The sequence below is a fragment of the Rheinheimera oceanensis genome, from assembly GCF_018831085.1.
Classification (GTDB): domain Bacteria; phylum Pseudomonadota; class Gammaproteobacteria; order Enterobacterales; family Alteromonadaceae; genus Alishewanella; species Alishewanella oceanensis.
The window spans coordinates 22,781-37,738 of record NZ_JAGPNM010000004.1 but is presented as its reverse complement, the minus strand read 5'-3'; the positions used below and the strand labels follow the sequence as shown (position 1 = coordinate 37,738).

Below are 14,958 nucleotides of genomic sequence, written 5' to 3'. Positions count from 1 at the left end.
TTAGTTACACATCCTTGTTATCCAATCCCGCTTCTGCAGAGGCAAATACCGCAACAGCCCTAAATAATCGTGCCGACAACTCACATTGTGCTGTCTGACCGGTAATACGGCCTTGCTCATAAGCTTGCATCACATGCCACAACCGGTATAAACCACCGCAAGCGCCCAGTTCTCCGGTAGCATAAGAGGGAAATATCAGCCTGGTTTCGCTATCAACCACACCATGCAAGTGCTGATATTGTTCCAGCCATTGCTCTGTTACCTGCGAGTCGCCGCTGTCAGGAAAATACAACTGCTTAAGCGGCGTTTTCAACTTTGCTGCCAATTGTAAAAACAACGCTGCCACTGCGCTTTGCACTGTTGTCGCAGGCTGGGCGTCGGTGGCACTAAATTGCAGCGTTACTCCGCTGTGGCAACCGGCTAAACACAATGCAATAGCGCCTTCTGATGGCACACCATTTCGCTCACCTTTGGCGTATGCATCAAGTACCGACGTCTGGGCCATTGAATCTGCGGCCACCAGCCATACCGGCCCGTTGCCTTGTGTTGAAATATGCTGCTGTGCGGCATTTAGTGCCATTAATACCCCGGCACTACCATGCGGAAATACCCGGCAAGAATCTGATTGTAACAACCCCGGAAAGCGGCGCATGAGTTGTTGTAGCAAAGTATTAAGTGTGCTGCTATCCGGCTCGGTGTATTCCGGCAAAATCAAATACACGGTTTGATTATTTAATGCGCCATCAAGTTGCTGTTGCAACTTTGCCAGCACATCCAGTAAACGGTCACTCAATTGCTGTTCTGGCACAGGCGCAAATAAAAAGGCTGCCGGTAACATCTCACCACGCCAATCCAGATAACGCGGCTCAGGCGGTAACACTTGCAATACCGCCGCAGCTTGCGTATCGCTGCCGTACCCCAAAGTCATGGCTTGTTGCTGAATACAAAAGGCTGCACCCGACATGATCAGTTAGCCCCCAGCAGCATATCGGTAGCAAGCAGTTCTGTTGCGGGCGCAGCCAGGCTACGATAGCAGGCTGCAAGCTGCCGTTGCTGCGTATTACCAAAGCGCCAAACCGCACTAAGCTGTAAATCGCTAATGCTGGCACCGGCAAGCTGACGGGCACAGTGCGGTTTAAGCTGAAACTGAGCCAGCGCAACCCGGTCAGACAGCAAGCTGTCACTTTCTATTACCCCCAGCAGCATAGCCAGAGCATCTGCTGCAATGTCATTTACCCCATCCTGCTGTGACAGCTCAGCTAATAGCGGTACAAACTTCAACTGGCCGCTGTACCCCATAGCTGCAACGGCATACGCCAGTGTTGTGGTATTACCGGCCAGTTGGTTAATAATTTTTGCCTGCACTGCATCAGAAGCGCCAGCAATTAACAGCATTAATGCCGGTGTAGTCAGTTCTTGCTGCGCACTTAGCCGGCTTACCAAAGCATCCTCTTGCGTACGTTGGCCTAATACGTACTCGGCCAGCATGCAATGTACAACTAAAGGGTGATCTGCAGCCAGAGTACTACGCCGTGCTATTAGCTCACTTAACAAGTTCGTTTGTGCACTAGTTGCCAGATACCACAGTGCCTCAGAGCTCAACACGGTATCTGCTGTCAGCGGGTTTAACTTTAACCCAACATAAGAGGCTAACCGCCAGTCAATATCGCTGCCTGCTAAAACTTGCTGTTTTACCAATGTTATATCGCCGACAGCAATATCCTGGTCAAAGCCCCTGCGCCATTTTATCTGGCTCAGCAGAAGCCGGGCTTGCTCTGGCTGTATAAAACTGCGGGTATCATTAACATTAAGTGCAGTAGCCGGTGCCTGAGCTTGCAGCCACTGCAGCCATTGCGGTAGTGCTTTACCGGCAACAGCAGGGATTGCAGATAGCAGTTTCAGACAATCAAGCAACTGATAGTCATGTGCGCGCAACTGCTCTACACCGGTGTAGCGGCTTTGCACCAGTTGTAAACGCTGGTTAATCAGTAAATGTGCCTGCTCTAGTAGGCTTTCAGCCTGTATCATAGCCGCTAACCACCAATAAATACGCTAGGCACACCTACGACAATTTTGCCGCCGTGTTCGGTATCGTCGCCCAGTCTGGCAGCATTTTTACCATTGATAAAAACCGTCGCAGATCCGCCACTAATAGTATCCGGCGGACCAATACAGACCAGTTTATCGCCTTTACGTGCCGCCGGAATACCACAAACAGACACATCAGGTGAGCCTTGTATTACCGGCCCGCCAATGTGCGGTTTAGGCCCCGGATCTACCTTAGGGCAAACATGCATGCAACCTATTACCGCTGCGGGTTTGGCCATTTTGTCTTATCCTGTCTGGCGAAGCAGAGCAATAACGCCGCTTAGTTAATACTGACTTTACTGCCTTTAATGGTGATATTAACGCCTTTGATATCAATAGAGCCGTCGCTTTTCATTGAAATAGACGCCGCGCCGGTTTTAATGGTGATAGCATCACCGGCATCAATCAGCAGTTTTTTACCCACTTTAAGGCTATCGCTACCATCAACAGTATTTTTACGGTCTTTATTTACTGTTTCAGTATCATTGCCTTTTACCGTGGTCAGACGATCATTGCCGACCATATCGGTTTGGTTATTCTCTACCTGTAGCTCAAAATCTTTTTCTGCATGCAGGTATAACAGCTCTTCGCCTTTTTTATCTTCAAAACGCAGTTCGTTAAAGTTTGCCGCACCGCCCCCTTTACTGGAACGGGTTTTAATACCGCTTTGGGTTTTATCGTCCGGTAATGCATAAGGCGGCATATGATCTGAGTTGTATACAGCACCAATAACGATAGGCTGATCCGGATCGCCGTTTAAAAATTCAACTAACACTTCCTGATCACGGCGCGGGAAGAAAAAAGCCCCCCAGTTTTTACCAGCCCAGTTCTGGCTAACACGAATGGGGCATGAGCTTTCATTATCTTTAATATCGCTGCGGTCCCAGTGAAATTTCACCGTAATGCGGCCAAGTTCGTCGACTGAAATCTCCTCTGCGCCCTTACAGGTAACGGTAGCACTTTGTACACCGGTGATCACCGGCTTGTTTGCAGTCAGCCTTGGCCGGTAAGCAACCTCTTTTGGTACGCAATAAAAGCTATTACTTATTTGCTGTTTGGCAGACTTACTGGCCCCGGTCTGGCTGGCAATTTCAGCAGTCAGAATCACTTCGGTCAGCACATACTGTTTACCGGCTTCGGCTTTGTCTTCATGCTCAGATAAGGTAAAGGTTTTGCCAATACTGAATGTGCGGCAGTTGCTGCTACCTTTACGCCGCTCGATATCACGCTGTAATGCTTCAAGACGAATATCAGCGATGCTCTTCACCCGCAGATGAAAGTCTGATTCAGCCTCATAACTAAACACTTCATAATTGGCATGGCCTGATACCAGTTGCCCTTTATTAGCTTCACCGGTGGGAAGTGCGGTTGGCTTTTTCAGATCATAACCACGCTGTACATACTTGCCAGGTGCCATTATCAACGCTTTTTGCCATTGATGGATATGTGGCTCAGATAAGCTGCCACTGTGAAACTTAACCTGAGCCTCAGCACAGGGTTCATAAGCCGTAGCTTTATCCGCTAAAATCAGCTTGTGGCTGCTTTGAGTGTGATCAAAATAATAAAAGATACCTTCTTGCTGCAATAAACGCTGAATAAAGTCCCAGTCACTTTCTTCATACTGCACTTTAAAGTCGTAATCGGGGTAACTGCCCTGAATTTTTGCAGCAACATCCACTTTTACGCTGTGCTCACCCGCGATTTGCTCGACAATTTTCAGCACGTTCTTAGCTCTGAAAATACGGCTATTGACGCGATGTTGCATATACCAGGCACTGGCAACCAAATGCAGGCTGTAATCGCGGTATTCCGCCTCAGCGGCATCTTTGTTAACCCGGCTGCCAAGAGCTGCCACATCGGCTACCACGGCATGAATATAACGCTGTTTGTTGCCGCCTAACTCCAGTGTAATAGTTACTTCTTTACCGATCAGCTCATCTGGCTTAATTTCGCGGCCATTGCCATACACTTCAGCATTAACATTGAACAATTGCGACAATGCTTCATTGTATACAAACCGGGTTAAAATCAGTGCATCTTTGCCAAGCGGCGTATCAATTTTGATGCTGTTCTCGTCCTGGGTTGCCTGTTGCATCCATTCGCCTCAACTGGTTACTAATAAAAGATGATTGGTAAAAAAGCAGGTAGAAAAGCTGGTGTGTTAAACCACACCAGCCAGGTCAGCTTACAGCTTAGAACCTTTAACGCCGCTGTAGCCGTATACCAACGGTGCAGTAACGTTGTTTTTGTCGTCTGTCGGAGTAACAGTCATCATCAGTTCGGTGTAGCTGATAACGATAGTTTCAGTTGGACGATCACCAGATACTGACATCTGATAGCTGCTGATCATGGCGTCAGTCAGTTCAATCTTCATGATTTCTTCCACTTTATCGCCTTGCTTGGTGATGTGGAATACAGCTTTCTGACCTTTACCGATAGTGGCTTCTTTGAACAGATCCGGAGACGCTTTATCCTGCAGTTTAGTAATAACGATATCATTTAAACGGGTAGCGCTGGCTTCACGATCCATTGCAGTACCAGTGAATGAGCTCAGTTCACGCTGAGTGCCCCAGTCCATAGATAACACAGTGATCATATCCTTAAACTCTTCAGCGGTTGTTTCGCCTTTGATCGCGCCGTATTTCAGGTAGGTATTTGCTTGCATGCTATGCTCCTTTTGCATATTTAAACAGGTGTCCAACATTGGACATCAAGGTTAGCCTGGGTGACGAATCGACCCGGACAAAACGTTAAAAACTACCACAAATTTTATATAATAATCACTCAATATGTATTTAGTGTTATTACAAAAACATTAAACATCGCCAGTAAGTTTTTAAACTTCACAAATTATATCGCCAAATGAAATATTGACAACAGCAAATTAACCATTTTTAACGCTAATTTTTAACTTTTCTTTGCTACCAATAACTTAGATACCCACAACAGGTAGCAAAATATTAATTTACGGCGTAACTGAACACGCCATCGGCTACATTCAACTCAATTACTGCAACCGGCTGTTGCTGTGCCACACGCTGTAAAATGCGCACTGAAAGCTCAGGCAGCAACTGATTCTGCAGAATATTATGGATAGTACGGGCCCCTGATCCTGCGTCCTGACACTGGCTGACAATAAGCTCAGTAACTTGCGGGCTATAACTGAACTGAGCGCGGTAATGTTGTTGCAGACGCTTTTCAATCCGTTTTAGCTGTAAGCCGGTAATCAAAGCTAACTTGTCATTATCAAGCGGCAGATAGGGGATCAGATTTAACCGGCCAAGAAAGGCGGGTTTAAATACTTTTAACAAATCATCTTTAAGTGCTTTAGCTAACCCTTCTGTCGAGGGCGCGGTATCGGGATCTTCAAACAAGCGCATAGTTGTATCAGTACCGACATTCGACGTCATAATGATGATGGTATTTTTAAAGTCGATATCCCGGCCTTCGCCATCTTTAATCGTGCCTTTATCAAACACCTGATAAAAGATGTCCTGCACCCCGGGATGGGCCTTTTCCATTTCATCCAGCAGGATCACACTGTACGGTTTGCGCCGCACCGCTTCAGTTAACACACCACCTTCGCCGTAACCGACATAGCCAGGTGGAGAGCCAAGCAATAACGACACCTTATGCTCTTCTTTAAACTCTGACATGTTAATTACAGTAAGCTGCTCTTCACTGCCGTAAACCTGCTCAGCCAGCGCCAGCGCGGTTTCTGTTTTACCTACCCCACTTGGGCCGGTAAGCAGAAAAATACCGTTGGGTTTATTTTCATCGGCCAGCTGTGCACGGGATGTCTGCACGGTGCGGGCGATAAGTTCAAGCGCATGATCTTGCCCTACTACCCTTTGCTGTAAAAAGGTATTGAGCGCTAATACGGTATTAATTTCATCAGCCTGCATTTTACCCAGTGGAATGCCCGTCCAGTCTGATACCACTTCAGCAATTAATTCTTCTGTTACCTGCCAGTGCACCATGGCGTCGGTAATAGCCGCAAAATCGGCTTTTATTTGCAGTAAACGCTGTAATAACGGCGAGTGCTCAGCTTGCGGCTCAGCAGTTAGTTGCTGTGCTAAGTCTCTTGCTTCAGCTACCAGCGTTTTTTGTTGCTGCCAGTCTTGCTGTAGCTGCTCCAGTTGCTGTTGTGCCTGCTGCGATTTTTCTTCAAGCGTCTGCAGTGCTTCGGCATGATCCACGCCCAGACATTGCTCGCGTTTTAATACCGTGATTTCCTGTTGCAGTTGTGCTGCTTTACGCTGCTGATCTTCTACCGGGCCGGGTATTGCATCCTGGCTCATAGCAACGCGGGCGCAGGCGGTGTCAAGCAAACCTACGGCTTTGTCCGGTAACTGACGACCATTGATATAACGATGCGATAAGTTAACGGCAGCCTGCAAAGCCTGCTCTGTTATTGATACACCATGGTGCTGCTCCATTACCGGCAACAAACCGCGCATCATAATGGCAGCCAGTGCCGGGGTTGGTTCTTCTACTTTAACCACCTGAAAACGTCTTGCCAGGGCGGCATCTTTTTCAAAGTACTTTTTATATTCAGCCCAGGTCGTGGCAGCAATAGTACGCAGCTCACCACGGGCCAGTGCCGGTTTTAACAGATTGGCAGCATCGTTCTGCCCTGCCTGCCCACCGCTGCCTATCATGGTATGAGCTTCATCAATAAACAGAATAACCGGCGAGGCAGAGCTGTTTACTTCTTTAATCACGTTTTTCAGCCGGTTTTCAAATTCACCTTTCATACCGGCACCAGCCTGCAGTAATGCCAGATCCAGCACCCGTAAGCTGATATTTTTAAGTTTATCCGGCACTTCACCGGCAGCAATCTTAAGCGCTAAGCCCTCAACCACAGCGGTTTTACCTACACCGGCTTCACCGGTCAGGATCGGGTTATTTTGCCGGCGCCGGGTTAAAATATCGATCATCTGGCGAATTTCATAATCACGCCCGACAATAGGGTCAATTTTACCGGCCCGGGCCTGGGCAGTAAGATCGGTAGTGAACTGATCCAATGATGGTGTTTTACCGCCTGTCACTTTGGCTGATGCCGCAGCTGCATTTTGCTGCTCGCCGCTTTGCTTGGCCAGCTCCGGCCATACCCGCAGCAGCTCAGCGGCATCCAGTTTATCCAGCGCCGGAACACGACGGCTTAACAGCGCCGCCATGCTGTCATCTTTAAGCAGGGTATAAATGATATAAGCAGAGCGGATCTGCTGATCGGCAAATTCAATAGTGGTGCTAAGCCAACTGGTACGTAACAGGTTAATCAGCTGTACTGAAATACTGGGTAAACCGTTATTACCGGTTTTCATCTGCTCCAGCGCCTGTTGCAATTGCAGTTTTACTGTATCGGTATTAATAGCAAAACTGCGCAATAACAATTGCAGATCACCATCGCCTTGCTCCAGCATGGCATCCAGCCAGTGCTCTATCTCAACACTGTAATGCGAGCGGGACTGACAACGTGCTGTTGCCGCCTCCAGTGATTGGCGGCTGGCAGAGTTAAGTTTTTCAACCAGACTTTTTAACGTGGTAGTAGACATAATTGCTTCCTGTGCATTAACTAGGCCCGGGCCAGCTGATAGCTAAGCCGGGTCATCTGATGTTGTATTGAAGTTCTGACAGCCAGACTGCCACTTTGGCCCAGGCAAAGCTGACGCTTGCCTAACTGCGCGGTAGGAAAATCCTGATGCTTACCTAGCAGCGTAACCCGTACTTTAAGCGCCGCTGGCAGAAAATCGGCCAGTACGCTGCTGATCAGCAGATGCTGATAACTGCCGGGTAACAGTTGATCACCACGCCCTGGCGGTACAGTGATAACAAGTTCAATAGCAGAACTGACATCCCACACCCGGCTGCCAAGCATTGCTGACTGACCAAGGCCGGCGTGCTGGCCCTGTGGCAGAAATTTCATCGCCAGCCGGCTTTGCTCATCTTTACCCAAGGTAAGCCAGCGGCCCTTTAAGGGTTCCAGCTCTACTTTAGTTTTTAATAGCTCGGTCAGAATTTGTGTTAGCTGCTGCGCACTGCGATTGTGCTGGCTAAAAGCCCCCGCATAATACAAACCAAGTGTTTTACGCGCGCCAGACAGGGTTTTTAGTACCAGACTGAAACTGTCTTGCTCTGGCGGCGCAATTTCATACTGACAGGCAAAACGGTATTTTTCCCAGGCCCGGTAGTACAACGAAATAAGCCGGTGATTAAACAGATCAAAAAAGTCGCGCATAGTTTTATCGCGCTGCTTCAAACGCTGCAGTACCATTTCCGTATAGTGTTGTGGTAATACTCCGCTGGGGCCGGTTAACCCAAGAAAACTAACTTGCATAGCAACAGCCTGAACACCGCTGTGCAGTTTTTCCGCGGTGCGCGGTTCAACCTTTATAATCGGCTGGCCGGGAAACCCTAAATGCTGCACACTTTTAAAACGCACTAACTCCTGTTTGGGAAAACCATCGCGGCCAATCCCCTGCCAGCGCTTTTGCTCACTGCCAAACTGGCGCTCCAGTGAGTATACCGCCTGATAGAAATCAAACTCTGACGGATTAGTGGTTAGCTGCTCCAGCTTCACAGCAGCACCTTAGAGCCAGAACGCGCTGGCCAGCGATGATATAGCTGTTCATGTTCTTTCAGCTTTACGCTTAATCTGGTGTAGCTATTGACAGTGGCGTACTGCGCGAAAAACACATCCAGAATATTGGCAAAAAAGTAAATACCACTGCCGGCATAAGATGACTGGGTAAACTCCAGCAAAATGTCACTGCCGCTACATACCGCAACCCGGCCATTATGGCTTACTCTGGCAGTACCGGTGCTGATCCGCAGGCCACAAATACCATCGATAAGCGCTTTAGATTCCGGCGTACAACGAAAATCATATAACTGCAGCGTTTCTTTCAACCGGATTAACGCATCATCGCCAGTAAAATGGTTCAGGGTTAAATGGTTCACCAACTGCCAGCGGCTGGCTTCCTGAAGTGCCGGGCGCACACTGGGGGTCGGTGCATGTAAGCAACGCACTTCTTTGATGACATCAGCATGTTTGCGGATTAAAAAACGTGGTTCGCCGCCACCAAAAGGTAAATAGGCCGGTAAATTACGGTTGCTGCACAACGCCTGCACCTGCACCACCCAGTCTTTTGGTGTGTCGGTAGCATTTACACCGTTAAATTTACGGTCTACCACCGACAAATACATTTCTGTACCGGTTTCAGAATAACCTCCGGCCCAGTCGGCAAATTCCCGTCTGCTGTGCCAGAACATATCCTGTTGTTGCAGATAATCCGGGTGGCCCTGGCTGTAATAAGGGTTAAGTGTGACTTCGTTGCCAAAAGGGTCAAACGCTTGTACCTGCTCAATGCGGATCACTTCGCACACATCGGCATCAAGATAACGGGGCACCAGACGGTACTCATACTGCGAAGCATCCAGGTTTACCGGCTCCAGCTTCTGGCTGAATAAGTTTATTACCGGTGTACAGCTAAGCAGCATACTGTCGGCAGTAATGTGCCGTTCCAGCTCTTCTGCGCCTTCGGAGAGATAAAAATACAACTCAAACTTATCGTCAATACCTGGCCAGGCCGGATCAAGCTGTTGCAGCTCAACAAATAAAAACTTCTCCGGGCATAAAAACTGTTCTATCAGTAAACGATAACCGGCAAAGCTACGCTGGCTGTAAGGCACTACCTGATGTTCATCAGCAAAACCCACTGCCTGTAACTGAGCAGCAGATAAAAATTTTATGGCCTCTGGTTTACCGGCTGGTGCAATGCCGACAGAGAGCAGTTTGCTTAACAACAGCTCGTATAAGCGATAAACATGATGGCGCTGACCATTTAAATAAAAGCGTAATACCGGCACTTCCAGCTCGTGCATAGCGGTATTTTCAAATTCACACGCCAGTTGCAGCTTTAATAAGGCTTTAGCGCTTTGCTGTACCGGCGGCTTTGGTGCATGAAATGGCGTATTTTTAAATTCGGCAGCAACCACATTTAATGGCCAGACATCAGTATCGTAGCAAGCCTGAAATGTACAGGGTTTTAAACCATCGGTACGGGTTTCAAATTCAGTACCCCGCTTTACAGTAATACCAGAGTTCGACAGGTTCTGGCTGGTCAGTTTTAATACTGAGGTTGACGGTATGGGCGCCTGATAATCCGGATATAACTGGCCGAGCAACGCATCCGTCAACTCCGGAAAGCTGTCATCCAGCTTCTGGCGAATTTGTGCCGTTAACAGCGCAAAACCTTCAATCAGGCGGGATACGTGTGGGTCTTCAACATTCTCTTCGCTGATACGTAAACGGCCGGCAATTTTTGGGTACTGCTCAGCAAACTCAGCGCCCATACGACGGATATAAGTCAGTTCACGATTGTAATACTTTAATAATTCATCATTCATGCCTGATAATCCCTGATTGTCAGCCCCAGATGTACCGGTTCTACTTCTGAATCAAACATAATGTGTTCCGGCTCAGGATCTGCATATAACAACGCCTGAATACGCAGTTTAAGTACGCGCTCCATGCCATGCTCCTGCTCTGGCACTGAGACTTCAACGTCAACAAAGCGCGGTTCAAACCGGCGAATGGTTTGCTCTACCGCACGGCATAACTGCAAACGGCCTTCATCTGAATCAACAACCATCACAGAAAAATCCGGCAGGCCATAATTCAGCAGGCTTTGCGGCAGCTCGGTGTAACTGTCAGGCCAGGTATGCCACTGCACTCTGCTGTTGAGCAAATTCTCCAAATCGCGCCGTACACTCTGGCGCAAGGCTTTTAAATCAAACCCGCGCCGGCTGCGGCCACTGTCTTTCTGCCCCGGCGTGTCGTCAATCAAACGATCAAGTAGTGATTGCTGCAGCGGTTGTTTGTGATGCACTTTCACCAGGTTAGCTCCGAACCCGCTCAGGCCGTAACTGCAGAGGACGACAGTGACAACTGACGGATCTCAGTTAAAGTCAGCGCTTCATCACCAACCAGCAACATCTTCTGGCCTGTGCCGGTAACCAGTTGCTCATGATGCTGCTGCCAGTTCGTATCCTTACCCAGCCGCTCTGATACCTTTAAGCTGTCAACATAAGTTACCGGCACAAAAACCTCGCCTTGCGGGCCGTTTTTAATCGCAATTTCTGCACGACGCCAAACAGTATCCAGCAAGGACTCCGGCTTTTTCAGCTGCAAGCTGTCAATTTCACTGAATTTAGCCAGATAGTATTGGCCGTCTGTTCCAAACAGCTCCAGATAACCTGCCAGGCTGTCGTCCAGATCACGCACATCTGTCGCTGTTTCACCATTGATATCCAGTGCAACTGCACCACGTAGACTTTCCAGTGTGTTTGCAGCCTTAACTGCTGCATCGGTATCCTGCTCTTTTAACGCCAGACGCAGCGATAGTAATGCTTCAAACATCGCATCCGGCTCGCCAAACAGCGTTGCTGTCATACCGCCGTTATAAAAGTCATGCCTTGCCGAAGCCGCACGGATCAACTGACGTAAATTAACGGCCCCCACCAGAAAATCAGGGTGCTGGCGCACCATCATATCCAGTTGCTGATCGGCTTTTTCCAGCGCGCCCTGAATACATAACAGCTCAATATAAACTGCCCGCACATCGGCATTGGCCGGATCATCCCGTAACAGTTGCATTGCCCGCTCGGTGGCTGCAATTAATTCACCCTGTTTTATTAATGTCTGTAATTGTTTCACTGTTAACCTCACGCCGTAACGGCTTGTTTAGGTGATAGCTCAGCAACCAGCTTTACCGTTGTAATCATTTGATCTAACTGAAAATGTGGTTGCAGCTGAATAATTGAATAGTAACGCCCTGGCTCACCGCGTTTTTCTTTAACCTGAATACGTGCTTCACGCAAAGGATGGCGCGCCCGGACATCGTTAGACGCATCTGCTGATGCCGTGGTGTAGTTGTGCAGCCAGCGCTGCAGCTCTTGTTCGCATTGCTCGGCAGAGTGATAACCACCAACCTTATCGCGGCCAATCACCTTTATATAATGTGCAAAACGGGCCACACACAAAATATACTGCAGCATGGCCGACAACCGGGCGTTAACAGTAGACAGTTTGTCGTCGTAACTCTTAGCCAGCTGCACTGAGGCATTGTTATAAAATGCAAAATAGTCGCTGTAAGGCACCACAGATAACGGCACAAAACCGTTATCTGATAACTCAGCTTCAAACCTGTGCCCTACCAGCAAGTTAACCGACGGTTTATTGCTCTGCTGATATTTCTCAGTTTCATAGCGGCTAACCGGCAAATTGCTAACCAGACCAAAATTATGCTGGCCGGCCTTCATACCACGAATTTGTGCAAACCAGCCTGACTCGCTGTAGGCTCTTACCAGCACCGAGGCAAAAGCAAAAGCGGCATTACCCCATAAATAGTCGCGCTCCGGGTGTGCCAGGGCTTCACGAAACACAAAGCTTTCTGTACGGGAGCCATCATCTTTGTATGGGCTACGCATCAGTACCTGTGGCAATACCACGCCTAAAAAGCGTGCATCTTCCATAGCACGCAGCGCCCGCCACTTTACATATTCCGGTTGCTTAAACTGGCTGCCGATATCCGATACCAAACCAAGCTCAGAGAAATGATCAACACCAAACAGCGATGGATGGGCGGCACAAATAAAAGGCGCAAAGGCCGCAGCTGCAGTGCGGGCAACTTCCTTTAATGTATCCAGATCGTTAGTTAACTGGCCGGGGCGTATTTTATGGCTGATCTGATAGTCACCAATCAGCACACCAAAAGGTTCGCCACCGGGCATATCAAATTCGTTATCGTAAATAAGTTTGAAAAAGTCACTCTGATCAAAATCGATGGCGCGATTGATATCTTTGCTCAATTCAGGCCATGACAACGACAACAGCTTTACTTTAACTTTTTGCTCCCGATCATGGCGCTCGGTCTGTTCAGTCAGATACAGTAAACCACGCCAGCTGGCTTCCAGTTGCTGTAACTGGTTGTGATGAATAATGTCATTTAATTGCAGGTTAATTAAGCGGTCGATATCGGCAATAGCACGGCATAACATAGCGCTAACCAGATTAGCGCTATGTACCTGAGTGCAGGCGACATGCTCAAGCCAGTACAAAATAGCCGCTAACGGCTCGGGTTCACGCAGAAACCGCGCCAGCACACCACTGCGTTCCAGCCGGGTATAGACAGGCTGATTAAATTCTGCCTGCTGCGAACCGGCAAAGGATGCTGTAAATACATCCTCAGACACAAACTTTACCGCGTCGGCCATGACATCCTCATTTGCTTACCTGCTTTGGATAACACCAACAGAGCACAGGCTAAGCCGCTATGCTTAGCCAGTGACAACTGGTGTTGTTAACAGCGTTAACCACCCATCTCAGGGATTTTCGCTACCAGACGCAACGAGGTAGACAGCTCTTCCAGTTGCAACCATGGCCGTAACCAGGCAACTGCGTTGTAAGAGCCAGGACGGCCGGGAATTTCACGCACCTGCACCTTAGCATCTGCCAGCGGGTAACGGGCACGAACTTCCTGGCCACTGCCTTCAGAGGCATTGACATAGCTTAAAATCCAGCGGTTTAACCAAACTTCAACATCTTCTGCTTCCATAAAGCTGCCGATTTTGTCGCGGGCTAATACTTTCAGATAGTGAGCAAAACGTGACGTTGCCATCAGGTATGGCAGACGGGCAGAGATGGCCGCATTAGCGGTAGCTTCCGGCGTATCGTACTTTTTCGGTTTTTGTGCCGTTTGTGCACCAAAGAACACGGCATAATCGGTATTTTTGTAATGACACAGCGGCAGAAAACCCATTTTGCCAAGCTCGGCTTCACGCCGGTCAGTAATACCAATTTCTGTCGGGCATTTCAGATCAGGGTCACCGTCATCACTCATAAAGATATGGCTGGGTAAACCTTCAACTTTACCGCCACCTTCAGCACCGCGGATTGCCGTACAAAAACCGTACTGGGCAAAAGCATTAGTTAGTTTGGCACCCATAACATAGGCTGCATTCATCCAGCAATATTCTGAGTGATTGGTTGTTTTCGCCACGCCCTTTTGTGCGTCCAGTTCAAACTCTTCAAAGCCAAATTCTTCAATTGGTGCCGTCGCGCTACCATAGGGTAAACGGGCCAATACACGGGGCATGGTCAATGTAACAAAGCGTGAGTCATCGCTATCGCGGAAAGAACGCCATTTGGTGTATTCCAGAGATTCAAAAATTTTCTCCAGATCACGGGGTTTTGACAGTTCAGTCCACTCGTCAAAGCCAAACAGGGCCGGTGATGCTGCAGATAAAAACGGACAGAAGCCCGCAGCAGCAACATTGGACATATAGGTCAGTGTTTCAATGTCTTCCGGATGATTAGTAAATTCGTAATCACCGATAATGGCGCCATAAGGCTCACCACCCGGAGTACCAAATTCTGACTCATAAACCTTTTTAAAGGTTTGGCTCTGGTCAAATTCAACGGCTTTGCTTAAATCCTTATACAGCTCTTTTTTACTCATGCTGATCATACGGATTTTAAGTGAAGCACTGGTTTCAGAATTCATTACCAGATGGTTCAGGCCGCGCCAGCTACCTTCCAGTTTCTGAAAAGACGGAGTATGCATAATGGCGGCAAGCTGACTTGAGATAAGTTCATCTAAACGGTTAATTGCCTCGTTAAAGGTTACCGTTAAGTTTTTATTCCAACTGACAGTACCGCTAAGGGCTTCTTCGGTCAGCGTGCGTAACAATTCTTCAGCACGGGATGCGTCAGTTTGTTTGGTAGCACCAATTGCCTGTTCTAACAAAGAACTGGCAGCACCCTGAGCATTATCATGCTGTTCCAGTAAAGCTTCCGTACTCATG

The 14,958-nt window shown here is 48.3% G+C and carries 12 protein-coding genes; all 12 read right to left on the bottom strand.

Annotated elements, in window-relative coordinates; translation table 11 throughout:
• Nucleotides 1-4 precede the first annotated feature (4 nt).
• Nucleotides 5-964, bottom strand: coding sequence for a hypothetical protein (locus J3B89_RS10360; protein WP_215397497.1), 960 nt, complete (start codon nt 962-964; stop codon nt 5-7).
• 2 nt (nt 965-966) lie between these two features.
• Nucleotides 967-2,028 carry a hypothetical protein gene (locus J3B89_RS10355; protein WP_215397496.1) on the bottom strand — a complete coding sequence of 354 codons (1,062 nt, stop codon included), beginning with the start codon at nt 2,026-2,028 and terminating at the stop codon, nt 967-969.
• A 5-nt stretch (nt 2,029-2,033) separates the two neighbouring features.
• Nucleotides 2,034-2,327, bottom strand: a complete 294-nt coding sequence (locus tag J3B89_RS10350; RefSeq protein WP_215397495.1) for a PAAR domain-containing protein — start codon at nt 2,325-2,327, stop codon at nt 2,034-2,036.
• 41 nt (nt 2,328-2,368) lie between these two features.
• Nucleotides 2,369-4,183 (bottom strand): type VI secretion system tip protein TssI/VgrG, encoded by a 1,815-nt coding sequence (gene tssI, locus J3B89_RS10345; RefSeq protein ID WP_215397494.1) that lies wholly within the window; start codon nt 4,181-4,183, stop codon nt 2,369-2,371.
• Nucleotides 4,184-4,273: 90 nt separating this feature from the next.
• Entirely contained in the window at nt 4,274-4,753 is a 480-nt protein-coding gene (locus tag J3B89_RS10340) for an Hcp family type VI secretion system effector (protein ID WP_215397493.1), read from the bottom strand.
• A 295-nt stretch (nt 4,754-5,048) separates the two neighbouring features.
• A complete protein-coding gene (tssH, locus tag J3B89_RS10335; protein WP_215397492.1) occupies nt 5,049-7,646 on the bottom strand; it encodes a type VI secretion system ATPase TssH in 2,598 nt (865 codons plus the stop codon).
• A gap of 20 nt (nt 7,647-7,666) precedes the next feature.
• The gene (gene tssG / locus J3B89_RS10330) at nt 7,667-8,671 is read right to left on the bottom strand and encodes a type VI secretion system baseplate subunit TssG (protein WP_215397491.1); all 1,005 of its coding nucleotides are present in this window, start codon (nt 8,669-8,671) and stop codon (nt 7,667-7,669) included.
• Entirely contained in the window at nt 8,668-10,500 is a 1,833-nt protein-coding gene (tssF, locus tag J3B89_RS10325) for a type VI secretion system baseplate subunit TssF (protein ID WP_215397490.1), read from the bottom strand. Before tssF ends, tssG begins: the two co-directional genes overlap by 4 nt.
• Nucleotides 10,497-10,988 carry a type VI secretion system baseplate subunit TssE gene (tssE, locus tag J3B89_RS10320; RefSeq protein ID WP_215397489.1) on the bottom strand — a complete coding sequence of 164 codons (492 nt, stop codon included), beginning with the start codon at nt 10,986-10,988 and terminating at the stop codon, nt 10,497-10,499. The genes tssF and tssE overlap by 4 nt, the downstream gene beginning before the upstream one ends.
• A 20-nt stretch (nt 10,989-11,008) precedes the next feature.
• The gene (locus J3B89_RS10315) at nt 11,009-11,809 is read right to left on the bottom strand and encodes a type VI secretion system accessory protein TagJ (protein WP_215397488.1); all 801 of its coding nucleotides are present in this window, start codon (nt 11,807-11,809) and stop codon (nt 11,009-11,011) included.
• Between the two features lie 8 nt (nt 11,810-11,817).
• Nucleotides 11,818-13,368, bottom strand: a complete 1,551-nt coding sequence (gene tssC / locus J3B89_RS10310) for a type VI secretion system contractile sheath large subunit (protein ID WP_215397487.1) — start codon at nt 13,366-13,368, stop codon at nt 11,818-11,820.
• 95 nt (nt 13,369-13,463) lie between these two features.
• Nucleotides 13,464-14,957, bottom strand: coding sequence for a type VI secretion system contractile sheath large subunit (gene tssC, locus J3B89_RS10305; RefSeq protein WP_215397486.1), 1,494 nt, complete (start codon nt 14,955-14,957; stop codon nt 13,464-13,466).
• Nucleotide 14,958: the final 1 nt, after the last annotated feature.

What these genes read in the sequence shown, in the direction of transcription:
- tssC (WP_215397486.1), bottom strand. Translation starts at nt 14,957, where the DNA reads ATGAGTACGGAAGCTTTACTGGAACAGCATGATAATGCTCAGGGTGCT.
- J3B89_RS10350 (WP_215397495.1), bottom strand. Translation starts at nt 2,327, where the DNA reads ATGGCCAAACCCGCAGCGGTAATAGGTTGCATGCATGTTTGCCCTAAG.
- J3B89_RS10360 (WP_215397497.1), bottom strand. Translation starts at nt 964, where the DNA reads ATGTCGGGTGCAGCCTTTTGTATTCAGCAACAAGCCATGACTTTGGGG.
- tssC (WP_215397487.1), bottom strand. Translation starts at nt 13,368, where the DNA reads ATGGCCGACGCGGTAAAGTTTGTGTCTGAGGATGTATTTACAGCATCC.
- J3B89_RS10340 (WP_215397493.1), bottom strand. Translation starts at nt 4,753, where the DNA reads ATGCAAGCAAATACCTACCTGAAATACGGCGCGATCAAAGGCGAAACA.
- J3B89_RS10355 (WP_215397496.1), bottom strand. Translation starts at nt 2,028, where the DNA reads ATGATACAGGCTGAAAGCCTACTAGAGCAGGCACATTTACTGATTAAC.
- tssI (WP_215397494.1), bottom strand. Translation starts at nt 4,183, where the DNA reads ATGCAACAGGCAACCCAGGACGAGAACAGCATCAAAATTGATACGCCG.
- tssH (WP_215397492.1), bottom strand. Translation starts at nt 7,646, where the DNA reads ATGTCTACTACCACGTTAAAAAGTCTGGTTGAAAAACTTAACTCTGCC.
- tssF (WP_215397490.1), bottom strand. Translation starts at nt 10,500, where the DNA reads ATGAATGATGAATTATTAAAGTATTACAATCGTGAACTGACTTATATC.